Below are 22,029 nucleotides of genomic sequence, written 5' to 3' on the forward strand. Positions count from 1 at the left end.
TGGGACTATGTCGGGGCAACGCGGAACCTCGCGTTCACCGTGTGCGTCGCAGCACGAGCACCGCGGCCAGCAGTCCCAGCCACGCTCCGGATCCGTTCGCAGGGCCGGGCGACGTCGCGCATCCGGACTTCTTCTGCTTCTTGGCGCCGCTCTTGCCCGGCAGGCACAGGTTGCAGTCGTGACTGCCGCCGCCCTTGAACGCCGGCTCGCTGCACGTGGTCTTGGTGCACACCCCGGCGGTCTTGTAGTCCGGGGGCGCCGTAGCGCAGTCGGAGCCGATGTCGCTGCAGGCGTTTGGCGGCGGGACGTCGGCTAGGGCGCCGGCGGGAGTGAGCAGCAGCGCCAGGGACAGGAGCAGGCGGCGCATCAGCGAGCCCTCGCCTTCTTGCTGGTCTTCTTCGTACGCTGACCATCACCGATCTTTTCGCCCCGGAGCAGCATCGATACCGTCTCCTGAACACGGCGTTGCTTCGTCTCGGGGCGCTTGGCCGTCGCGATCCAGTTGCCGAAGTTTCGCTTGTGGGACGGCGCCAGTAGACTGAAGGCTTCCTTTGCCTTGGCGTTCTTGCCGAGGGCCGCCGTCAGCTCCGTGGGGGCACGGGGTGCCTTCTTGGGCGCCTTGACGCCGGCGTCGTCCAGCGCCACCGCGTTCTTCACCAACGCCGTGACGGCCTTGGCTCGCACTTCCTTTTCATCCGTGAAGTGCACGGCGCGCATCGCCGCAGTGTTGCCGGCCCTGAGCAGCTTGTCCGGATCATCGAGCAAGGAACCCTTGTGGAACCAGACCGCGGTGTGCTTCTTGAAGGCGACGATGGAGCACACCGTCCCCTTCTTCACGAATGCCGGAGAACCCCACTTGATGTCTTCCGTCAACTGCTTGTCTGCGGCGTGAATGGCCGCGCGCAGCTTCTTCAAGATCGGTCGAGCGTATTCGGGAGCCTTCTCCAGATAGGCGTCCACGCGAGGATTGCGATCCGGCATCAACCAGAGGTGACAGCGCGGGTGCGCCGCGTCAACGAGGCTGATACGCTCCTAACATGAGGGTTTGGGTGTTGGCGGCATTGGTCGCTTTGGGCTGCGGGGGCGAGTCATCGGATGGCGGCGCCGGAGGAACTGCCGGAAGCGGCGGTAGCACGGGTGGAGCCGCCGGAAGTGTCACGGGCGGCGCGGCGGGCAGCGGCGGTGCCACGGGCGGCGCCGGCGGCATGGCAGGCAGCGGTGGTGCCACGGGTGGCGCCGGCGGTATGGCGGGTAGCGGCGGCACGGCGGGCAGCGGCGGGGTGGACTGCAATCCCAGCAGCGTCAGCTGCAAGGCGGCGGTTCCGAACTGCCCGGCGGGGCAAGTCCCGTCGGTGAACGCCGGCTGTTGGGGACCGTGCGTTCCCATCCTCGCCTGCTCCGCCATCTCGGATTGCTCCCAGTGCACCAGTGGCTTCTGTGCGGCGTACGTGGCGTTCACCACGGAGTACCGCTGCGTGCTTCCAACGGTCCAGTGCTCGGCCCTCGCCTGTAGCTGCCTCGCCCAGTACCTGTGCGCGGATCCCTACTCGGCATGCACGGACAGTTCGGGGGGCCCCGCGGTGAGCTGCGAGTGCCCCACCTGTTGACTCAGCCGAAGCGTTGGCGGCTGCGAACGGCACGCGCCAGGAGCATGGCCAGGTGGCCCACGTTCACGGCCAGCTCCAAGAGCTCGCTCTGCCGCGCGTGAGCCAAACCTTCCACCTCCAGCTCCAGAGCCGCGATCACCTTCGCGGGATCCCGACGTCCCTTCTGCCGTACGGTGAGGCTTTTTTCGTGGAGCAAGTCCGCGAACCAACGGACCGCGGGACGCACCTTGCCGCTCGCGGGCCTTGGAGCCTCCGGGCCGGCGAGCACCCGCTCCCGCTCGCGCTCGCCGCGTTCGGAGACGAGAGTCTGCGATAGCTCGTCACGCTCCTTCTCGAGCTCCTGGACCCGAGCAGCGAGCCGCTCGATCATCACGGCGGGTTCTTCGTCGCCGAAGGAAAACCGCTCTCGCACGCGGTCCAGCGCTTCGACGACCCGCGGCCAAGCAGGTTGGAGTCGCGTGAGCCGCTCCACGTGGCGGCGTTCGCGCTCGATCTCCTGACGCAGCGTCTGCACCGTGTCCCAAGCGGCGCGCTCGGTATGCTCGACCCAACGGGGGTTGGTAGGCATGGCGAAGAGTCAGCGTACGGGAAGACGACCACCGCTGAAAAGGCCGGGGTATGCTGCGCCCCGTGATCGGCGCCATCGATGCGACGTTGGAAGAGCTTTCGCTCGTCCTCGAGCGCCGTGACTGGACGGGCGCGCAGGCCGCGCTCGCGGAGCTCGAGCGCATCGAGCAGAGCCTTTCGCAGGACTATCGCCACTCCGCGCGTCAGCGCGCCATGCGGGCGTCGGTCGTCCGCGCCTTGGATCTCGCGCAGCAGGGGGATCTCGAGATGGCGTTCTTCGTGATTGACGACGCCACTCTGGAGCCGGACGACGTCACGGATGCCGTCCGCCAAGCCATGGCGCAGGCGTTGGAAATGGACGGCGAGCTGGTGCTCGCCGCGGCGCTCTACCAAAGACTGGCTTTGGACGCGGAGATGGACCGGCTGCTCTTGAAGCTCCGCATGCACGCCTTGGCGCTACCGGAGCGGGTGAGTGAGATCGGCGTCCGGCTCTTCGAAGCGGCGGAGCCAAACGACGCTGCGGCGGCCACGTCGCTGGCGATCCATCTGCGGACCTTGGCGCGGGACGAAGAGGCCATGGACGCCTGCCGCCGCGCCTTGGAAGTGGAACCGGCGTCGGAGGTGGCGGCTGGCCTGCTGGCGGAGCTTCTGGCCGAGCATGAGCAGATGGCGGAAGCCGAGGACGTGCTCGAGCGCGCTTTGAGGGCGCTCCCCGAGAGCGTGGACCTCTGGTCCGCCCTCGGCGAGCTGGTGGAGGAGGGCGACTCGGAGCGTGCGCTCGATTGCTACGACCGCGCCCTGAGCATCGAGCCCGCTGAGCGTGTCGCCCTCGAGGGGAAACGCCGCGTGCTCACGGGGCTGGAGCGCTGGGACGAGCTGGCGGCGCACCTCGAGCGCTGCGTCGAGGTGCTTCCGGACCCCGAAGAAGAGCTGCGCCGGGAGCTCCGCCGCGTGTATCGCGAGGAGCTGCGCCAGCCGGACAAGGCGGAGGCGGACGAACGAAAGGACCAACGCGAGCGGCAGCGAGCGGAGCGCGAGATCGACGAGCGGATCGCCGAATACGCCGCTCGAAAGCCGGCGCAACCCGAGGAAACGTCCGGCAGCCCGCTGTGGATCCTGGTGGCCGTGGTCGCGGTGCTCGCCGCACTGGGCCTTCTCGCCGTGCTGCGTGACCATTAAGCTCCCGGCGCCATGAGCTCCGACGAAGCACGCTTGCTCGCGACGCGGGCAGAGTTCCCCACGCTGGAAAAGAAGACGCATCTCATCAGCCACTCGCTGGGTGCCATGCCCGCGCGGGCCCGCAAGTACGTGGAGCAGCTGATGTCGGAGTGGGAGAACGACTCCATCGACGCTTGGCACCTGCACTGGCTGCCCGCCGTGGAACAGCTCGGCGACCTTATCGCGCAGGTGCTGGGAGTGTCGCCGGGCACCGTGGTGATCAATCAGAACGTATCCACCATCCAGTCGGTGGTGGCGTCGTGCTTCGACTTTTCCGGCGAGCGGAACAAGGTCGTGTACAGCGACATGAACTTCTCCACCGTGGACTACGTGTGGCAGGAGCAGCGCCGCCGAGGCGCGGACGTGGTGGTGGTGAAGAGCGATGGCATCCACGCCCCCATGGAGGGGCTGCTCGCGGCCATCGACGCGCGCACCTTGATCGTCCCCGTGAGCCACGTGATGTTCCGCTCCAGCGGCGTGAAGGACGTGCACGCACTGGTAAAGCGCGCTCACGAGGTCGGCGCGTTGGTCATGCTCGACACCTATCAGTCCGCCGGTACCATCCCGCTCCATCTCGAGAAGTGGGGCGTGGACTTGGCTTGTGGTGGCAGCGTGAAGTGGGCCTGCGGCGGGCCGGGTGCGGCTTATCTGTACGTGAAGCCGGAGATCCGCGATCGCCTGCGTCCGGCGCAGACGGGGTGGTTCGGTCACGCGCGCCCCTTCGCCTTCGAGCCGGGACCGGTGGCCTACGCGGAAGATCGCTGGCGGCTGCTGGGGGGCACACCGGCGATCCCGGCGCTGTACACCGCGCGGGCGGGCTGGGAGCTATTGCTCGAGGTCGGGGTGGAAGCCATCCGCAAGAAGTCCCTGCGTCAGACCACGATGCTCCGCGAGATGGTGCGCGAGCGCGGCTTTCACGTGAACACTCCGGAGCGGGACGAAGAGCGTGGTGGCACCATCGTGTTCGATTTCGAGGGCGCACAAGACGTGAGCAAGGCGCTCCTCGGCCACGGCATGCTGCACGACTACCGTCCACGGGCCGGCATCCGCGCCAGCCCGCACTACTACACCACGGACGAAGAGCTCGTTCGCTTCGTCGAGACGATAGACACACTTCGCAAGTGAGGCCGGCGCCACCTCGGTGACGCCGGCCCCGGTCATCGTCATCCGCCCGTGCAGCCACCCCCCGTGCAAGTGGTGTCGCAGTTGCCGGAGTTGTTGCACTGGAAGGTGCAGCCGCCGCCGGAGCAGGAGAGGTTACAGTCCGAGTTGTCTTCGCACTTCATCACGCAGCCACCGCCGGAGCAGGTGAAATCGCAGCTGGCGTTGCCCTGACACACGTGCAAGCAACCGCTGCCGGAGCAGGTGGCAGAGCAGACGGAGTTGTCACCGCAGTAGGTCTCGCACTTGCCGGGCACGCAGGTGAACGCGCAGGTGTCGGTGCCCGCGCAGTCGTTTTGGCTTCCGCCGCCGGTGCCTCCGGTGCCGGGCAAGCCGCCAAAGCCGCCGACACCTGGCAGACCCCCGGTGCCCGGATCGCCTCCGGTGCCCGGATCGCCTCCGGTGCCCGGATCACCCCCGGTGCCCGGATCGCCTCCGGTGCCCGGATCCCCCGCGACGCCGCCGCTGCCTCCGGTTTGACTACCCGCCGCGCCGCCGGAAGCGGAGCCGCCGGCGGAATTGCCGCCCGTGTTGTTGTTGCTTCCAGCGGCGCCGCCGGAGTTTCCGTTGTCCGAGCTGTTCACGGTACACGCGACGCCGAGCATCGAAACGAGCGCCGTCGCGGACGCGTACTTGAGCCAAGCCATGGTCTTCATCGTGTCTCCCTTGTATTGGCGACCCTTCGCCTCTCGAGGGAGCGCTTGAGCAACGGCTGTGCCCGCGAACAATTCGCGCAGAAACGCCGCGTGCCGAGTTGGGCTCGGCAGGGCCCCACCCACCGCTGGTGGGCTCCGCCCATCCATGTTCTCAGCGACGTGCGCAGCGATCGATGTCGAGCTGAGTCTTCACCTGGGTGATGCAAAGAGCTTCCCGTGCCGTGGTCTCACGGGCCAAGCACTCCTCGGTGCCCTGCTCCACGCGCTGCCGCATGCGCTCGCTCTTCACTTCCGCCTTGCGCCGCTCTTCGAGCTTTGCCCGCTGCGCAGGATCCGCCTCTTCCTTCACCGCCATTTCCAAGGCGAGCTCCTCGATCCGTCGGGTCGCTGCCTGGCACTGGGCCTTGGACGCGAGCTGGGCTTCGGGGGCCGCTGGTGCCGCTTGGCCGGGCTTGGCCGGGGCCTCTGTCCCGTTGTGCTGGGTCCAATCCCCGAGGATGGCGTGGGGATCCTCGGCTTCCTTGGCGCCACAGGCGCTTGCCAGGATTCCAAGGTATGCCAAAAAGGCCAATGGATATGGGTGCTTACGCAATGGGCCTGGAGTCTACCGCAAAAGCCCTGGGGATCCTTTTCGTCTAGAAAAGTTTAGTGTACGAAACAGTCGCGTCGCAACCTGGAGAGCCGCCATGTGGAATCCGTATACCGAGGAGCACGAGCACTTTCGCAAGACCGTCCGCCAGTTCGCGGAGAAGGAGATCGCGCCCTACGCGGACGAATGGGAGAAGGCCAAAGACTTCCCCAACGAGCTGTTCAAGAAGGCGGGGGACCTCGGCATCCTGGGAGCGCACTACCCGGAGGAGTGCGGCGGCTCCGGGGGCGATTACTGGTTCTCCGTGGCCAAGGCTCAGGAGTTGCCGAAGGGGCGCTCGGCGGGCATCACCATGGCGCTCTTGGTGCAGACGGACATGGCCACGCCGGTCATTGCGGATCTCGGAACCAAGGAACAAATCGAGGAGTTCCTGAAGCCCGCCCTCGCGGGTGATCGCATCGCGTCCATCGGTGTCAGCGAGCCGGCGGCCGGCAGCGACGTCGCTGGCATCAAGACCGTGGCTCGCAAGGATGGCGACGACTACGTCATCAACGGCCAGAAGACGTTCATCACGAACGGCACGCGTGCGAGCTTCATCACGCTGCTGGCAAAGACGAATCCGGACGCCGGTGCCCACGGCTGCAGCTTCTTCTTGCTGCCCACGGATTCGAAGGGCTTCCGCGTGGGCGGCAAGCTGGAAAAGATCGGAAACCACGCCTCCGACACGGCGGAGCTGTTCTTCGAGGACATCCGGATCCCGAAACGCTACCTGCTGGGCGAAGAGAACATGGGGTTCATGTACCTCATGCAGAACTTCCAGTCCGAGCGGCTCATCGGCGCGGTGAGCGGCCTCGCCGGCGCGCGGCTGGCGGTGGAGTTCTCGCGCAAGTACGGGGAAGAGCGGGTCGCCTTCGGCAAGCCGATCATCAAGCGCGAGGTCTGGCAGCACAAGTTCGTGGACATGTACACGAAGCTCGAGATGGCCGACGCGTTCGTGAACCGCGTGGTGGACCAGTTCAACCACGAACGCTACGTCCAGAAGGAGAACGTCTCCTTCGAGACCGTCAAGCTCATCAGCATGGCCAAGATCGTGGCAGGAGAGCTGGTCGCCGAGATCATGGACCGCTGTCTGCAGTTCCACGGCGGCTGGGGCTACGTGGAGGAGTATCAGATCGCGCGCGCTTGGCGCGACGCTCGGTTGCTGAAGATCGGCGGCGGCACCAGCGAGACGATGACCTACTACCTGGCCAAGCTCATGGGGCTTTGACTCGACGTCGGTCCCCGCGAATGTCCGCCAAGAAGACATGAACTTCTTGGCGCAGCAGCTCGGAATGCCGGGATAGGCTCTCGGAAGCGTCGCGGAGCTCACTGGTGGCGATGCCGGTGTACTCGGCGCTCTTGGAGATGGTGCTGACGTTCTGAGCCATCGACTTGGTATCCGTCGCAGCCTGCTCGACACGACCGGCAATTTCCCGGCTGGTCACTTCTTGCTCGTGCACCGCTGCGGCGATCGCCTCGGCAGCACCGTGCACTTGCCCAATGGTGTCGCTGATTCCGCGAATGGACTCGATGGCCAGAGTGCTGGCGCCCTGGATCTCGGAGATACGTTGCTCGATCTCCTCGGTGGCTTGTGACGTCTGCGCTGCGAGCTTCTTCACTTCCGAGGCGACCACGGAAAAACCGCGGCCCGCCTCGCCGGCGCGTGCCGCCTCGATGGTCGCGTTGAGGGCGAGCAAGTTCGTCTGGCTGGCGACCCCGCTGATCAGCTTCACCACGCGGCCGATCTGCTTTGCCGCGTTTGCCAGGCCAAGAACCACGGCGTCGGCGCGGCTCGCTCCGTCCACGGCCTCGCGGGAGACGGAGCTCGCGTGCTGGGCCTGGCGGCTGATTTCCCCAATCGACTCGCTGAGGCCGTCAGCGGCGTCGGCGACCGCCTTCACGTTCAACGTAGTGTTCTCGGCTGCGTTCACACTGGCTTCGGAGTCGCGCAGAGCTTCCGAGGCGTTGGCCGAAAGTGTGCTGGCCGATGCCTGAAGCTCGGTAGACGCCGCCGCGACGGACTCCGCGACCGTCATCACGCGTTGCTCGAACTGGTCGGCCATCTCGAGCTGTCGCGCCTTCACTGCTTCCAGCTCTCGGGATCGCTGCCCCATCTGGTCGCTGGCGTGGTTGATGACCTCCGCCGCTCTACGGAAGCTCCCGCGCATGCCGCGGAGCACCACCCGGCGATGGAACTTGTCGTTTGCCACGTGCTCCAGTGAGGCGCTGGCTTCGCGGACGAACGCGTCCGTCATGTCGAGCAGGTGGTTCACCATGCGGCAGAGCTCGGCCATGTCGCCCTCAGCTTCCGCCACACCCAAGATGCGGGGCTCGAGGTTTCCGGAAGCCGCCTCGCGGCATACCTCCACCGCCTTGCCGAGCAGCTCCGCATCATTGGACGACGGTGCGTTCGAACGCGTCTTCGGCGGCGTGGAAATCTCAGATGGAAAATACGAGCTCGTCATAGGTCGTGCGCTCCCGCTCCAGATGCTCCGCCAACCACTGGCGTCCAAGGGTGGATGCTGCCGTCTTGCTCGGAGCGCCGGCTTCGATCTCGAGCAATTTGGCGTAGATGGGTCGAATCCGGTCCACGGATTCGCGGTTCGGCACTCGACGGTTCGAGTGATAGCCGGAAATGCGACCATTCGCGTCGAAGGTCGGGGTGACGTGGGCGAACACCCAGTAGAAGGCGTCGTCCTTGGTGCGGTTCACCACGTAGGCGAAGATCTCGCGTCCGCTCGCGATGGTCTCCCACAGGAGATGAAACACCGTCCGCGGCATGTCCCGGTGGCGGATGATGCTATGGGCTGCCCCCAGCACCTCCCGCTCGTAGTAGCCCGCGATGTCCAGGAACGTGCGGTTGGCGTAGGTGATCCGACCGTTGGTGTCGGTCTTGGAGACGATGATGTCGTCTTCGCCGAAGAACCGTTCGACTGCATTCGTTACGACCGCCAGTGCCACGAGGCCTCCTTGGTACGAAGGCCTGTACGGTCACCCACGAGGGACCTTGAGCGGAAGCCGTTCCCCTAAAGGTTATCGATACTCGGACGTTGAGTAATCAGCACCCGCACTCAACGGCTCGAGGTTTGGATGACATCTACGTTTGCTGACGACGAGGTCCTCAGGGAGTTCCTGGTGGAGAGCTACGAGAACCTGGACCAGCTGGACCAGGACTTCGTCGCTCTCGAGACGGACCCCGCTGCCAAGGAGCGCATTGCGGGCATTTTTCGCACGATCCACACGATCAAGGGGACCTCAGGCTTCTTCGGATTCGGCAAGCTGGAATCCCTCACCCACGCCGGAGAGAACCTGCTGGCCAAGCTCCGGGACGGGGAGATGACGCTCACCGCGGACAAGACCTCCGCCCTGCTCGCAATGGTGGATCAAGTCCGTGCCTTCCTCAGTCAGATCGAAAGCACCGGCGCCGAAGGAGCGGACGACTGCAGTGTCATCATTTCGACACTGACCGCCCTTTCAGAGGGCAGCGCAGCGCCCGCGCCGGAGCCCCCTCCGCCCGAATCCGTCGCCGGGGTGGAGGTCTGGTCCGTACACCCACCTGCCGAAGAGCCCGAACCGGAGCCCGAGCCCGCGGGCGCTCCCACGCCGCCCCCTCCACCCGCGGAGCCGGAGCGCGTCATCAAGGGCCCTGCCGTGTCCGACAGCAGCGTGCGCGTGGACGTGGGCCTCTTGGACAAGCTCATGAACCTCGTCGGCGAGTTGGTGCTGGCCCGCAATCAAGTCGTGCAGTTTGGAGCGTCCATCGAAGACAGCGCATTCATCAGCGCCTCGCAGCGACTGAATCTGATCACGACCGAGCTGCAAGAAGGCGTGATGAAGACCCGCATGCAGCCCATCGGGAACGTGTGGAACAAGCTTCCACGGGTGGTGCGAGACTTGAGCGTCAGCTGCGGCAAGCAGGTGCGCGTCGAGATGGTGGGCAAGGAAACGGAGCTCGACCGCACCATCATCGAAGCGATCAAGGACCCGCTGACGCACATCGTTCGGAACGCGGTGGACCACGGCATCGAGGCAGCGGACGTGCGCGCCGCCCACGGCAAGCCGCGGACGGGCACCCTAATGCTTCGCGCGTTCCACGAGGGCGGCCAGGTCAACATCGAGATCTCGGACGACGGCGGTGGCGTCAACGCCCAGGCCGTGCGCCGCAAGGCCATCAAGAACGGCCTCGTCACGCCGGAGCGTGCCGAGCGCATGACCGATCGGGAAGTGGCGCAGCTGATCTTCGTCCCGGGATTCTCCACCGCAGAGAAGGTGTCGAACGTGTCGGGCCGGGGCGTGGGAATGGACGTCGTCAAGACCAACATCGAGAAGATCGGAGGCACGGTAGACCTCGCGAGCTCGCCGAACGGAACGACGATCAAGATCAAGATCCCGCTGACTTTGGCCATCGTTCCCGCGTTGGTAGTGACCAGCCGGGGTCACCGCTTCGCCATTCCCCAGGTAAGCCTCCTGGAGCTGGTGCGGCTGGAAGGCGAGCAGGCCCGCGAGGGCATCGAGTTCATCCACGGAACGCCCGTCTATCGCCTCCGCGGCAACCTCCTGCCCATCGTCCATCTGGACCACGTCCTCGGGTTGGATACCGAGGAGGCTCACGGAGAAGAAGACGTCGTCAACATCGTGGTGGTGCAGGCGGGAGACCAGACCTTCGGTCTCACCGTGGACGAGGTGCGAGACACGGAAGAGATCGTCGTCAAGCCGTTGGGCAAGGAGCTCAAGTCGGTGTCGGCATTTGCCGGTGCGACGATCATGGGTGACGGCAAGGTAGCGTTGATTCTGGACGTGCTCGGCGTCGCCCAGAGTGCCGGCGCCGCCTCTCCGCCACGCGAGAAGAACCTGCTCGAGGCAGAAGCCGGCCCGAGCGCGCGGGCAGAGGTGAACGGTGACATCGAGCGGCTGCTCTTGGTGCGCGTGGGAAGCGGCGGGCGGATGGCGATTCCGCTGTCTACCGTGGCGCGACTCGAGGAGTTCCCCAGCAGCCAGGTCGAGAAGGCCGGACCCCGGTCCGTGGTGCAGTACCGCGGCGACGTTCTGCCGCTGATCGAGGTTTCCCAAGCGGTGTGCGATGAAGCTCCGGAGCTCGGGGAGACGCTGTATGTCGTCGTCTACTCCGACAACGGTCGCAGCATCGGCTTGGTCGTGGACGAGATCCTCGACATCGTCGAGGAGTCCAGCGCGAAGAGAAACGCCGTCTCCCGCCACGGCATTCTCGGCACCATGGTCCTGCAAGGTCGCGTGACGGAGCTGATCGACGCGCACTCGCTCATCACGGAACAGGATCCGACCTTCTTCGAGAGGAGCGCCGCATGACCGCGCCGGTCGCCGACACCACGCAGCTCTGCACGTTCTACGTGGGCGGGTTGTTCTTCGGGATCGAGGTGACACGCGTGCAGGAAGTCATCCGATTCCAGGAGATGACGCGCGTCCCGCTTGCGTCGCCGGTGGTCAGCGGTCTCATCAACTTGCGCGGCCAAATCGTGACCGCGATCGACCTCCGAGCGTTGCTGCAGCTTCCTCCTCGCGAGTCCGAGGAGCCTCCGATGAACGTGGTGGTGCGCACGGAAGACGGCGCCGTGAGTCTGCTGGCGGACGAAATCGGTGACGTCGTGGACGTGCATGCATCGGACTTCGAGCGTCCGCCCGAGACGCTGAGCGCCAGCACGAAGGCCTTGATCGTCGGGGTCTACAAGCTGAACCGGCAGCTGCTGCTGCTGCTGGATACGGAGCTCTCCACACGAGGCGAAACGCTCCGCTCCACCGAAGGAAGGGATCATGGACAAGAGTAACGGACACAGCGTGGTGCCCGCGCCGATTGAAGCGCCCACGGCGTCCAAGCGAAATGGAGCCGAAGACAACCGTTTGCGGGAAGCACTGGCTGAGGTCGAACGACTGCAGCAGATGGTGAACGGAGCGCCGGTCAACATCATGTTCACCACGGTGGATGGAGACATCCAGTTCGTGAACCAGACCTCGATCAACACTCTGCGCAAGCTAGAGCAGTATCTGCCCGTGAAGGCCGATGAGCTGGTGGGGAAGAGCTTCGACATCTTCCACCGAAACCCCGCCGGGCCTCGGCGCATCATCGCGGATCCGAAGAACCTTCCGCACAAGGCGTTGATTGGTCTCGGACCGGAGAAGCTCCAGCTGTTGGTGTCCGCGATCTACGACCGCGGAGGAAACTACGTCGGAGCGATGCTCACCTGGGAGGTCGTGACCGAGAGAATCGCGACCGAACGCGCGCTGAAGGAGCAGCAAGAGCGGGAACGTCGCGCGGTGGAGGAGCTCAACTCCAAGGTCGACGCGATTCTGGAAGTGGTGTCCTCCGCGGCGAAGGGCGATCTCACCCGCGAGATCCCCGTGCGGGGTGACGACGCCATCGGACAGCTTGCAGGCGGCCTCGAGACCTTCTTGGCGGATCTGCGCAAGAGCATCGGCCAGATTGCCACCAGCGCCGGATCCCTGGGGAACGCGTCCGACGAGCTCTCCGAGGTCAGTCAGCAGATGAGCGCCAACTCGGAAGAGACGGTGGCCCAGGCCAACTCCGTGTCGGCCGCGGCCGAGGAGATGAGCGTCACCGTGCAAACCGTCGCGGCCGCGACGGAGCAGATGTCCGCCAGCATTCGCGAGATCGCGAGCAACGCCACGGAAGCGGCGCGCGTCGCCACCGCGGCAGTGGGGAAGGCTGCGGCCACCAACCAGATCATCGGCAAGCTGGGGGACAGCAGCGCTGAGATTGGCAAGGTCATCAAGGTCATCACCTCCATTGCCCAGCAGACGAACCTCCTCGCCCTGAACGCAACCATCGAAGCGGCGCGCGCCGGAGAAGCGGGCAAGGGTTTCGCCGTCGTCGCCAACGAGGTCAAAGAGCTGGCGAAGGAGACGGCCAAGGCGACGGAAGACATCGGCCAGAAGATCGAGACGATTCAGTCCGACACGCAGAATGCGGTGAACGCTCTCGCCGAGATCGGCGCGGTGATCAATCAGATCAACGACATCCAGAGCACCATCGCTAGCGCCGTGGAGGAGCAGACCGCCACCACCAGCGAGATGGCGCGAAATCTGGCCGAGGGTGCCAAGGGCGGCGGAGACATCGCGCAGAACATCGGCGAGGTCGCCAAGGCCGCTCAAGACACGTCGATCGGCGCCACGAAGTCGAACGACGCCGCTCGCGCGCTGGCGGAGATGGCCTCTGGGCTCCAGCAGCTGGTTTCCCGGTTCCAGTACTAGTCAAAGGAGAACGTCGTGAAGGCAATAGTCGTGGATGACTCCCGCGCGATGCGGACGATCCTCCGAAGGGTTCTCACCAAGGTCGGCTTCGACGTGGTGGAAGCTGGGCAAGGTGCGGAAGCGCTCGACCAGCTGCAACAGAGCGGTCCCCTGGACCTTGCTCTCGTCGATTGGAACATGCCCGTGATGACGGGCTACGAGTTCCTTCAGCAGATCCGCGCGAAGCGCGAGTTCGACCCCATGCCCATCATGATGGTCACCACCGAAACGGAGATGTCTCAGGTGCAGCGGGCGCTCGAGGCCGGTGCAAACGAGTACGTAATGAAGCCGTTCACGGAGGAAGCTCTGCGCGAAAAGCTCTTGCTCTTGGGCCTCGCCGAAGCTCAGTGAGTCATGGAGAACATTCGCGTCCTCGTGGTCGACGACTCCGTCGTGATTCGGCGGATGTTGAGCGACATCCTGTCCGCCGAGCCGGGGATCGAGGTCGTGGCGACCGCCGCGAGTGGTCGCATTGCACTTGCCAAGCTCCCGTTCACGCATCCCGACGTACTGACCCTGGACGTCGAGATGCCGCAAATGAACGGCTTGGAAACGTTGACGGAGCTGCGCAAGACCCATCCGGAGCTTCCGGTGGTCATGTTCAGCTCCGTCGACGGATCTTCGGCAAAACAGACGCTGGAAGCTCTGGCTCGTGGCGGCACCGACGTCGTCACCAAGCCCAGCGGCATGACGAATCGCGAGCAGGCGATCGAGCACGTGCGCCAGCAGTTGGTGCCGATCGTGAAGTCGCTGGGCGCGCGAGCCTTGAAGGCCCGCGCTCGCGCGAGCGCGCCTCCGCGTTCGGTCTCCAGGCCAGGTGCACGCGTCATCATTCCCGAAACGGCACCTTCGCGCATCGACGTCGTGGCCATCGGCGCGTCGACGGGCGGGCCGAACGCTCTCACGACATTGTTCGCGAAGCTGCCGCAGCGCTTCCCGGTGCCCATCCTGATCGTCCAACACATGCCACCGCTGTTCACCAAGCTGTTCGCAGAACGCTTGGACGCGAGCTGCGACGTACGGGTGTCAGAGGCAGTGGACGGCGAGACCCCGGAGCCCGGTCACGCGTACATCGCACCCGGTGACTACCACCTCACCGTGGCGCGGGGGCCGAGCGGGCTCAAGTTGGTGCTGAACCAGGGCCCACAGGAGAACTCCTGCCGGCCGGCAGCGGACGTGCTGTTCCGTTCGGTGGCGGCGACCTTTGGCGCGAGCTCCCTGGCGGTGGTGCTCACAGGTATGGGGCAAGACGGTCTCGTGGGAGCCAAGCTCATTCGCGAAGCCGGAGGGCAGGCCGTCGTTCAAGACGAGCTCAGCTCCGTCGTTTGGGGGATGCCGGGCTACATCGCCAAGGCAGGGCTGGCCCAGGCGGTGCTGCCCATTTCGGACTTGGGGGCGGAAGTAACGCGCAGAGTCGATGCGTTCCGTCGAAGAACCGTTCAGGAGCCCAATGTCGCTTAGCCCCACCGAGGCCGACTTCGTCCGCAAGCTCGTCTACGACCGTTCTGCGATCGTCTTGGACGAGAGCAAGGAGTACCTCATCAAGTCTCGGCTCGAGTCTCTGGCCTTGGAGACGGGGCACGAGTCCATCGATGCCCTCTTGGGGGAGACCCGGCGAGGAACGGTAGGTCTGGAGTCGAAGGTGGTGGAAGCTCTCACCACCAACGAAACGTCCTTTTTCCGCGACGTCGCGCCCTTCGAGTGCCTGAAGAAGAACCTGCTGCCCAAGGTGTTGGAGAAGCGGCAGACCTCGCGTTCGCTCACCATCTGGTGTGCGGCGTGCTCTACGGGTCAAGAGCCGTACAGCATCTCCATGCTGCTTCACGAGCACTTCCCGAACCTCACGGACTGGAACGTGAGGATCTTTGGTACGGACATCTCGGACCAGGTGCTGGAGCGCGCTCGGAGCGGCCGTTACCGCCAGCTCGAGGTGAACCGCGGCCTACCCGCGACCATGCTCATCAAGTACTTCACTCGCTCCGGCACACAGTGGGAGGTCGTGGAGCACGTCAGAAAGCGAGTGGAGTTCTCGAACCTCAACCTGATTGGCGAATGGAAGCTCTCGCGGCGTCCGGACATCGTGTTCCTGCGCAACGTGCTCATCTACTTCGACGTCCCCACCAAGCGGAAGATCCTCGAGCGGGTCGCCCGGGAGATGAATGGGGACGGCGGACTGTTTCTGGGCGCTTCGGAGACCACACTCAACGTCGACCCGCAGTGGACGCGGGTCGGATGCGACAAAGCCGGCTACTACCAGGTCGGTCCGGAGACCAGATGATCGCGTGGACGGAGGAGATCGTCGACGTCGTTCAAGCGGTTTCCACCGCCCTCTTGGGCACCGAGGCCGCGTTGGCCCACGCCGAGAAGGGCCACTGCGCTTTCGAACCACGAGACGTTCTCGCTGGTTGCGTCACCATAGATGGCCCCTGGCGCGGCGCCGTGGTCATCGCTTGCTCCAGGATTCTTGCCTATCGCACGGCAGCTCAGATGTTCGGCTGCTCCCTCGAGCAGCTCACGGACGAGCAAGCGCGGGATGCGATGGGCGAAATCGTAAACGTGGTGGGTGGGAACTTGAAGTCGTTGTTCGCATCCTACGAGAAGGGCCCGTGCCACCTGTCGCTGCCCATCGTCGGTGACCAATCCATCAGCATCGCCGGAACCAAGCCGATCCATTGCCTGCACTTCAAGTTGGGTGCGGACGTTCTGCGAGTCACGGTGCTCGAGAGCGGGCTGACTCACAACACGGAAGCGGAGTGATGCGCGTACTCGTCGTCGATCGAGACCTGGGGGACACGGCTCGAACCAGCGCCGCCCTCAGAGAGCTGGGCCACGAGGTGGTTTCGGCCAAGACGGAGCTGGAGGCCAATCGCCGGATCGCCGCCAAGGTGCCGGACGTGGTGTTGGTGGACGCGCAGCTGCCGCCGGCGGACGCGATTCGGTTCATCCGCGAGCTGCGTTCCCGCGTGCTGCCGCACTATGTGTACGTGTTCCTGATGACGCAAGGGCTCGCGGAGACGCACCTCAGGGCGGCGTACGAAGCCGGATGTGACGGCGAGCTGCACAAGCCCTTGTCCGCCGGGCAGCTGGCGGCGCGTTTGGTCGCGCCGCACAGAATTCTCGAGCTGGAGGCGGAGCTGCTGCGCCGCGCGGGCGTCGACTTGCCTGCCGAGTCCACCCGCGTGCCCAGCAGCGCGGGGGACGAGCCGGCCACCCCCTTGGATGCCGTCGCAGCGTCCGACGCCTGGCAGTCGATGCAGAAAGAGCTCAAGGGCGTCGTGGACACCTTCTTGATGCTGGACGTCGCCGTGGATGCTCCGGCCCCCGACACCGCGGACGTTGCCATTGCATCGGGCATCCTGCTCTCGAATGCGGAGCACCAGCTCGAAGTCCGGCTGGCGGTGGCCATGGACGCCCACAGCGCCCAGAGCCTCACGGCCCACGTCTTCGGGGAGGACTCCGCCGAGCTCGAAGGTGACATGCTGAGCGAGCTCGCGAACATGGGCATGGGCGCGCTCAAGGAAGCCTTCAGCCAAGGTGCGTTCGCCTTCACCGGCGGCCTCCCCGAGCCCCTGCCGCCGGACCATCTGTATCACTACTCGGCGACCTGCCAGCGGCAGGAGAGCTTCGTCCTGTCGGCACAAGGCGCCAGCATCGTGGTGCGCATTGGGTTGTGCTCCAAGCAGAACGTGAAAGTCACCGCAGACACCCTCCGCGAAGGAATGGTCCTGGCGAAGGACGTCTTCAACGCACGAGGAATGCTTCTCCTCGGCGCGGGTACTCGCATCTCCTCCACCATGGCGGAGCGTCTCAAGCACGCGCTGGTACCGAAACACCCCATCGAAGTAGCCCCGGGGGCATCATGACTCACAAGCATGTTTTGGTGGTTGGCAGCTCGTCCGAAATGGTCGGGCGTCTGGAAACCGTCCTCGCCTCGAGCAAGCAGGCCTGGCACGTGTTGCAGGCAGATTCTGTCGAAACGGCGCGGGCACGCCTCGAGTCGGTCCCGGTGGAAGTCGTCGTTGCGGACATCGAATCACCACAGCTGGACGGCACTGCATTCCTGGGCCAGGTGAAGGACTCGACGCCGAGCGTGGCGCGCATCGGCCTGGTGCGGAGCGGCGCGAAAGAGGGCCCACGGTCGATCTCGGCGGTTCAACAGATCATTGGCTTCGGCTCGACGGACGACCAGCTACGGGAGGCGATCGAGCGCACCTTCTGCCTGCAAGAGGTGTTCGCGCATTCGGAGCTCCAGGACGTGATCGGGCGCTTGGACCGCCTCCCGTCCGTCCCCACCATCTACCTGCAGTTGACGGACCTGATGTCCAAGTCGAACGCCGGCATGGCGGAGGTCGCGCAGATCATCCAGAGCGACCCGGCGATGACGGTGAAGGTGCTCCAGCTGGCCAACTCCGCGTTCTTCGGCACCGTCCGCAAGATGAGTTCGATTCAGGAAGCCGTGAGCTACCTGGGTCTGGACATGCTGCGCGGTTTGGTGTTGAGCGCCCACGTGTTCACGGCATTTCGCAAGGACCGGCCCGGTGGCTTCTCCTTGGAAGCCTTCCAGGGCTTCGCCTTGCGCAGCGGACTCCTCGCCAAGCGCTTCCTGGCGCCCCGCGGAAAGGGCGACGAAGCGTTCACCGCAGGGCTCCTGCACGACATCGGCCAGATGGTGATCGCGGTGGCCAAACCCGAAGAGTCGAACGAGGTGCTGCGTCGCGCTGCGGAAGACGGCACTCCGGTCATCGAGGTGGAGAGCGAGCTCCTGGGCACGACGCACGCGGCGGTGGGGGCCTATCTGTTGGGCATGTGGGGACTACCGTTCTCGATCCTGGAAGCGGTGGCGTACCATCACTCTCCGGGCTCGGTTCGAGGCGAGGACCGTGGCGTGCTGTGCGCGGTTCACGCCGCGGACGCCCTCATCGGCATCGTGACCTGCGGGGATCCCGAAGAAAGCCTGGACGTCCAGTTCCTGAAGGACGCAGGCTTCGGAGACGAGCTCCCGAAGTGGCGCCGAATGGTGGAAAAGCTGGTGGACGCGGCCTGAGCCCGCGTCACGGAATTCACTCTTCGGAGGCCGCCCGGCGCCGGGTACCCTGAAGGCGAGTGGCGGCTTTCACTTTCGAGCTTCGCGTCGTTGCCTGCGAGGGTTGCGGTGCTCCGTTGTCCGTGGGCCCGGCCGGCGGTCAAGAAGCGTGTCGGTACTGTGGGCAGCGGGGGGCTGCGCTCGCCATCGCCCGAGACGCCGTCAAGGTCACCGAGGACATGGACGGCGAGACGCTGATGCGCCAGACGGAAGCTCGCCGAGCCCTCGACCATCTGTTCGTCGGCGTGGACCTGTTGCCCTGGAAAGCGCGGGAAGCATCGGCGCTGTGGCGGGCGGCGCGAGCAAGCGGAGACGCTGCGCGCCTCCGCTTGCTCACCCTGGCCCTCGCCCAGCACTTCGAGAACGCAAAGGACCCACTGCGTCAGCGCGCGATCCTCGAGGGGGCGTTGGATGTCGCCACTGCGCCCGCGGATCGACACGTTCTGTACGCAGCCCTGGCTCGAGGCGCGGCGCGCGCGGGAGACCCGAGTGCAGCGGAGGCGTGGCTGGCACGTTGCGACGCTCGGCCGCGCGGCTTGGCGAGCGACACGGCGTATCGCCACACCCGCGCGTACCTCGACACCCTCTCGGGGCAGGACCCCCAGCGCGTGCTCCAAACGATCGGAGGCACATCGCGCGACGTGATGCTGCACCAAGATCACGAAGCGGAGTGCGCGGCGCTCCGCGCACACGCCTGGGAACGGCTGGGCCGCATGGACATGGCCGTTCAGGCCTTGGACGAGCTGAACCAACGAGGGTCATCCTTGCTGCGCTACGCCTGCGCCCGGTTCGTGGAACGGCACGCAGATCTCGGGCTGTGCAGCGAAAGCTTTCCGCGCGCGGATGGGCTGCAACGCGATCGGGGGGTGGCTCTCGCAGCCAAAGCAGCCGGCGCGCCGTTGCTGGCGTTGGCGCTCACGGCGGGTCACGTGTTGCTGGGACTGATCCTGTTCGCGAGCATCGCGCTGTTTGGCGAGCTCGCCGCGGCCTACGCCGCTTCCGGCTTCGCGTTCATGTTGGCGACGGTGTTCCTTGCCATCGCCATCGTCGATTTCCGCAAAGCGCGGCGCGCGAAGCGTATTCGAGCCCAGGGCGTGCAGGCCGCCGCCCGGATCATCCACGCGCGCGGCACAAAGCAGTCCACCAACGGCTTGCCGCAGCTGTCGTATCGCGTGCTGGTGCTCCCGCCCACAGGCGTGCCGTTCGAGGCGCACACCGTGTTCCACGCGGATGCCGCCACGCGCGAGCGCTTCGGACCGGGCTCCCTGGCCGTGGTGCGCATGGACCCCGCGGACCATCGCATGGTGCAGATGGAGCTCGATTGACGTGAGCGCGTACGACCGGAATCGACGCTACTTGTTGTGCGAGCACTGCGGCGCACCCGTCGAGGTACAGCCTCGAGCGGGCAGCGCCACGTGTGGACATTGCCGGGCGCCGCTCGAAGTGCGAATGCGGCCGGAAGCCGCAGTCGCTCCTCCGACGGCCGGCTCCGAGCCCGAGCGGTTGGCCTTGCTCGTGGCTCAGGAGCGACGTTTCGTGCCGCCCCCGGACGTCGCAGTGCTCCTCGCCGGGGATCGCGTCGCCCCGGCAAAAGAAAACCAAGCCTGGGCGACCTGGACGGAGCTGCGCAGGCAGGCCGGCGAAGAAGAAGCAGCGCGTCGGTTGTTCCTGCTCACCCTGAGCTTGGCCGAGACGCTGTTCGAGCGGCAAGACCTGCTGCGCCAACGTGCGCTCACGGAGAGCGCCCTCGCTGTGTTGACGGACCCGAGCCAACGCCAAGTGCTGCATGCGCTGCTCGCTCGGAGCGCGCTCAGGGCAGGGGACGCGCAGGCTGCGGAAGCGTGGATCGCTCTGTGCAACCCGCGCTCCGAGGATCTGCTGGCGGACACCGCCTATCGCTTTGCCCGTGCCTACTTGGACACGGCGAGTGGAGCGCTGTCACGCGTGCTGTTGGTCCTGGGAGCAGGGGACGTGCCGCTCTCGGACGCCTACGGACCCGAATGCGCGGTGCTTTGTGCGAACGCTTGGGAGCGCATGGGTGAGCTCGAGATCGCGGCGGAGGTCCTGGTCATGGTGCGTCGAGACCTGGGACCTCTAGCGCACCGTCGAGTGATTCGCTTCATCCAGGCTCACGCGGCGTGGCAACTGTGCCCGCGGAGTCTGGCGGAGGCGCAGCGCCGGGCAGAAGCCATGGAGCCGATGCCCATGCACGGCGGACAGGTCGCGGGGCTGCTGCTCACCTTGATGGGGGTCTACTGCTTGGTGTGGGCGGCGGGCGGAGTGGTGCTGCCCCTTGCGGGCGTGGCGTTGGGCTTCGATTCTGATGGGCTGGGTTGGGGCATTGCCGTGGTGTGCGGAGGCCTGGTGGGGCTCATGACCCTGCCGTTTGGGATCAACGTGTGGCGGCTGAACAAACGGGAGCACACGCTGCGCCTGCGCGGCACTTCCCACGTGGCTCACGTGCTGAGCTGCACACAGATGGAACGGCCGGTGGAAGGCAGCATCCCCATCGACATCGAGCTATTGGTCACGCCCGACGACGCTCCGGCTCATCGCTACCGTACGCAGACCATGATCGTTGCTCGAATGCAGTCGAACTTTGCCGTCGGGTCCACGTTGATCTTTCGCGTGGACCCGAAAGATGCCGCCCGTGTTCAGCTCGAGGTACCCGTGCAGCGCTGAGTCAGTCTTGGGTATCCGAGCTGAAGCTGGGACCGTTTTCGATGCGGAAGTTCGCGGAAGGCAGCTCCTCACGGGTGAAGGACGCCTCCCTTGCTTTCGCAGTCATGGTGACGGTGCCGTAGGGCGGAGTGAGCCCCTGCGACACGGCCAGCAGATCCGTCGCCTTCTTCATCTCGACGACGCGGGCCTCCAATGCCTCGATCGAGCTCTTCATCACCTCGATCGCGGAGACGCGTGTGCTCTCGGCCATGGCCTCCTCCTTTTTTTGTGTGTCCGCCCTGATCAGTTAAGCACCCGCACAATGCGGGGCAACGCCCGCAATTGACCGGGATCAACTCGGCGTTTCATAGTCGCACCGTGACGGAGGCGGAGTCGTTTCGCGAGCGTTGTCGACTGCTGCTGCGGCTCGAGCTCGAAGGCGATGCGCGCGTCGCGCAGGCGCTGCTGCGAGACAACGACGCGCTGTGCCAGAACATCCTCGAGGATCCGGATCGCCGCCGTCGCATACTCTCCTTCACCGACCCGAAGGACGCCATCGGGGACGGCTACGATCACCTCGACGATCTGATCGCGGGCCTGTTGCGGCTGTGCGAGCCGGGTCCCGAGCAGCGCGCCCAGCACCCGGAGCGGGTGTTCTACCAGCCGACTCCCGCGCGGCACGCGCTCGAGCTGATTCGCCGCGGCGAGCTGCGGGAGACGGACGTCGTGGTCGATCTCGGTGCGGGCCTCGGACACGTGGTGCTCCTTGTCGCGCTGCTCACTTCCGCAACGGCGGTGGGCATCGAGATCGAGCCCGCCTTCGTGGACTCCGCTCGACGCTCCGCGCGCGCCTTGCAGCTCGAGCGCGCTCACTTCCGCCTTGGCGACGCTCGCGCTGCCGACTTCTCCCGGGGCACGCTGTTCTACCTCTACACGCCGTTCCGGGGCGCCACGCTGCAAGCGGTGCTCGCGCGCCTGCGAGGCGAAGCCCGCCGCCGCCCCATTCGCCTGGCCAGCTTCGGTCCCTGCACGCCTGCCCTTGCGGCCGAGCCTTGGCTCACGGCGGACTCGGCTCCAGTCGAGGATCGCATCACGTTCTTCCACGCTTCCTGATGTCGGCAGACCGCGGAACCTCGCGGTTCGGACCCTCTTTCCCGGCGCTCCGCA

The 22,029-nt window shown here is 65.7% G+C and carries 24 protein-coding genes; 16 read left to right on the plus strand and 8 right to left on the minus strand.

The window, feature by feature from the left end:
- Nucleotides 1-34: 34 nt before the first annotated feature.
- Nucleotides 35-367: a hypothetical protein gene (locus tag H6717_37270; GenBank protein ID MCB9582750.1), complete on the minus strand. Its 333-nt coding sequence runs from the start codon at nucleotides 365-367 to the stop codon at nucleotides 35-37.
- Complete coding sequence (locus H6717_37275) at nucleotides 367-981, minus strand: DUF1801 domain-containing protein (protein ID MCB9582751.1); 615 nt, start codon at nucleotides 979-981, stop codon at nucleotides 367-369. Before H6717_37275 ends, H6717_37270 begins: the two co-directional genes overlap by 1 nt.
- A gap of 56 nt (nucleotides 982-1,037) precedes the next feature.
- Between H6717_37275 and H6717_37280 the strand changes: the two genes are divergently transcribed.
- Complete coding sequence (locus tag H6717_37280; protein MCB9582752.1) at nucleotides 1,038-1,607, plus strand: hypothetical protein; 570 nt, start codon at nucleotides 1,038-1,040, stop codon at nucleotides 1,605-1,607.
- 1 nt (nucleotide 1,608) lies between these two features.
- On the opposite strand, the gene H6717_37285 is transcribed toward H6717_37280, so the two are convergent.
- Nucleotides 1,609-2,175 carry a hypothetical protein gene (locus H6717_37285; protein MCB9582753.1) on the minus strand — a complete coding sequence of 189 codons (567 nt, stop codon included), beginning with the start codon at nucleotides 2,173-2,175 and terminating at the stop codon, nucleotides 1,609-1,611.
- A 50-nt stretch (nucleotides 2,176-2,225) separates the two neighbouring features.
- Between H6717_37285 and H6717_37290 the strand changes: the two genes are divergently transcribed.
- Complete coding sequence (locus H6717_37290) at nucleotides 2,226-3,353, plus strand: tetratricopeptide repeat protein (protein ID MCB9582754.1); 1,128 nt, start codon at nucleotides 2,226-2,228, stop codon at nucleotides 3,351-3,353.
- Between the two features lie 12 nt (nucleotides 3,354-3,365).
- On the plus strand, nucleotides 3,366-4,517 hold the full coding sequence (locus H6717_37295) for an aminotransferase class V-fold PLP-dependent enzyme (protein ID MCB9582755.1): 1,152 nt from the start codon (nucleotides 3,366-3,368) through the stop codon (nucleotides 4,515-4,517).
- A gap of 38 nt (nucleotides 4,518-4,555) precedes the next feature.
- Here the strand turns inward: H6717_37295 and H6717_37300 are convergent, their stop codons facing one another.
- Both H6717_37300 and H6717_37305 read right to left on the minus strand, forming a co-directional pair.
- The gene (locus H6717_37300) at nucleotides 4,556-5,209 is read right to left on the minus strand and encodes a hypothetical protein (protein MCB9582756.1); all 654 of its coding nucleotides are present in this window, start codon (nucleotides 5,207-5,209) and stop codon (nucleotides 4,556-4,558) included.
- Nucleotides 5,210-5,360: 151 nt separating this feature from the next.
- Nucleotides 5,361-5,780, minus strand: coding sequence for a hypothetical protein (locus tag H6717_37305; protein MCB9582757.1), 420 nt, complete (start codon nucleotides 5,778-5,780; stop codon nucleotides 5,361-5,363).
- Nucleotides 5,781-5,895: 115 nt separating this feature from the next.
- Between H6717_37305 and H6717_37310 the strand changes: the two genes are divergently transcribed.
- A complete protein-coding gene (locus H6717_37310; protein MCB9582758.1) occupies nucleotides 5,896-7,065 on the plus strand; it encodes an acyl-CoA dehydrogenase family protein in 1,170 nt (389 codons plus the stop codon).
- On the opposite strand, the gene H6717_37315 is transcribed toward H6717_37310, so the two are convergent.
- Both H6717_37315 and H6717_37320 read right to left on the minus strand, forming a co-directional pair.
- Nucleotides 7,052-8,131 carry a methyl-accepting chemotaxis protein gene (locus H6717_37315; protein ID MCB9582759.1) on the minus strand — a complete coding sequence of 360 codons (1,080 nt, stop codon included), beginning with the start codon at nucleotides 8,129-8,131 and terminating at the stop codon, nucleotides 7,052-7,054. The two genes, H6717_37310 and H6717_37315, sit on opposite strands and share 14 nt — an antisense overlap.
- A 145-nt stretch (nucleotides 8,132-8,276) precedes the next feature.
- Nucleotides 8,277-8,798: a PAS domain-containing protein gene (locus H6717_37320; GenBank protein MCB9582760.1), complete on the minus strand. Its 522-nt coding sequence runs from the start codon at nucleotides 8,796-8,798 to the stop codon at nucleotides 8,277-8,279.
- Nucleotides 8,799-8,927: 129 nt separating this feature from the next.
- Between H6717_37320 and H6717_37325 the strand changes: the two genes are divergently transcribed.
- From H6717_37325 to H6717_37375, 11 genes are all read left to right on the plus strand, one after another.
- Nucleotides 8,928-11,162 (plus strand): chemotaxis protein CheW, encoded by a 2,235-nt coding sequence (locus H6717_37325; protein ID MCB9582761.1) that lies wholly within the window; start codon nucleotides 8,928-8,930, stop codon nucleotides 11,160-11,162.
- Nucleotides 11,159-11,638: a chemotaxis protein CheW gene (locus H6717_37330; protein MCB9582762.1), complete on the plus strand. Its 480-nt coding sequence runs from the start codon at nucleotides 11,159-11,161 to the stop codon at nucleotides 11,636-11,638. Before H6717_37325 ends, H6717_37330 begins: the two co-directional genes overlap by 4 nt.
- 139 nt (nucleotides 11,639-11,777) lie before the next feature.
- Nucleotides 11,778-13,079, plus strand: a complete 1,302-nt coding sequence (locus H6717_37335) for a methyl-accepting chemotaxis protein (protein ID MCB9582763.1) — start codon at nucleotides 11,778-11,780, stop codon at nucleotides 13,077-13,079.
- 15 nt (nucleotides 13,080-13,094) lie between these two features.
- A complete protein-coding gene (locus H6717_37340; protein MCB9582764.1) occupies nucleotides 13,095-13,469 on the plus strand; it encodes a response regulator in 375 nt (124 codons plus the stop codon).
- Between the two features lie 3 nt (nucleotides 13,470-13,472).
- Nucleotides 13,473-14,579 carry a chemotaxis response regulator protein-glutamate methylesterase gene (locus H6717_37345; GenBank protein ID MCB9582765.1) on the plus strand — a complete coding sequence of 369 codons (1,107 nt, stop codon included), beginning with the start codon at nucleotides 13,473-13,475 and terminating at the stop codon, nucleotides 14,577-14,579.
- On the plus strand, nucleotides 14,569-15,396 hold the full coding sequence (locus H6717_37350) for a protein-glutamate O-methyltransferase CheR (GenBank protein MCB9582766.1): 828 nt from the start codon (nucleotides 14,569-14,571) through the stop codon (nucleotides 15,394-15,396). Before H6717_37345 ends, H6717_37350 begins: the two co-directional genes overlap by 11 nt.
- Nucleotides 15,393-15,875 (plus strand): chemotaxis protein CheX, encoded by a 483-nt coding sequence (locus tag H6717_37355; protein MCB9582767.1) that lies wholly within the window; start codon nucleotides 15,393-15,395, stop codon nucleotides 15,873-15,875. The genes H6717_37350 and H6717_37355 overlap by 4 nt, the downstream gene beginning before the upstream one ends.
- Nucleotides 15,875-16,981, plus strand: a complete 1,107-nt coding sequence (locus H6717_37360; GenBank protein ID MCB9582768.1) for a response regulator — start codon at nucleotides 15,875-15,877, stop codon at nucleotides 16,979-16,981. The genes H6717_37355 and H6717_37360 overlap by 1 nt, the downstream gene beginning before the upstream one ends.
- Entirely contained in the window at nucleotides 16,978-18,162 is a 1,185-nt protein-coding gene (locus H6717_37365) for an HDOD domain-containing protein (protein MCB9582769.1), read from the plus strand. The genes H6717_37360 and H6717_37365 overlap by 4 nt, the downstream gene beginning before the upstream one ends.
- Nucleotides 18,163-18,221: 59 nt before the next feature.
- Nucleotides 18,222-19,526: a hypothetical protein gene (locus H6717_37370; GenBank protein ID MCB9582770.1), complete on the plus strand. Its 1,305-nt coding sequence runs from the start codon at nucleotides 18,222-18,224 to the stop codon at nucleotides 19,524-19,526.
- A gap of 124 nt (nucleotides 19,527-19,650) precedes the next feature.
- The gene (locus H6717_37375; protein MCB9582771.1) at nucleotides 19,651-20,883 is read left to right on the plus strand and encodes a hypothetical protein; all 1,233 of its coding nucleotides are present in this window, start codon (nucleotides 19,651-19,653) and stop codon (nucleotides 20,881-20,883) included.
- Between the two features lies 1 nt (nucleotide 20,884).
- Here the strand turns inward: H6717_37375 and H6717_37380 are convergent, their stop codons facing one another.
- Entirely contained in the window at nucleotides 20,885-21,133 is a 249-nt protein-coding gene (locus tag H6717_37380; GenBank protein ID MCB9582772.1) for a hypothetical protein, read from the minus strand.
- Between the two features lie 107 nt (nucleotides 21,134-21,240).
- Here H6717_37380 and H6717_37385 point away from each other — a divergent pair, with 107 nt between their 5' ends.
- The gene (locus H6717_37385; protein MCB9582773.1) at nucleotides 21,241-21,975 is read left to right on the plus strand and encodes a class I SAM-dependent methyltransferase; all 735 of its coding nucleotides are present in this window, start codon (nucleotides 21,241-21,243) and stop codon (nucleotides 21,973-21,975) included.
- Nucleotides 21,976-22,029: the final 54 nt, after the last annotated feature.

The organism is Polyangiaceae bacterium, from assembly GCA_020633235.1.
Taxonomy (GTDB): Bacteria; Myxococcota_A; Polyangia; order Polyangiales; family Polyangiaceae; genus JACKEA01.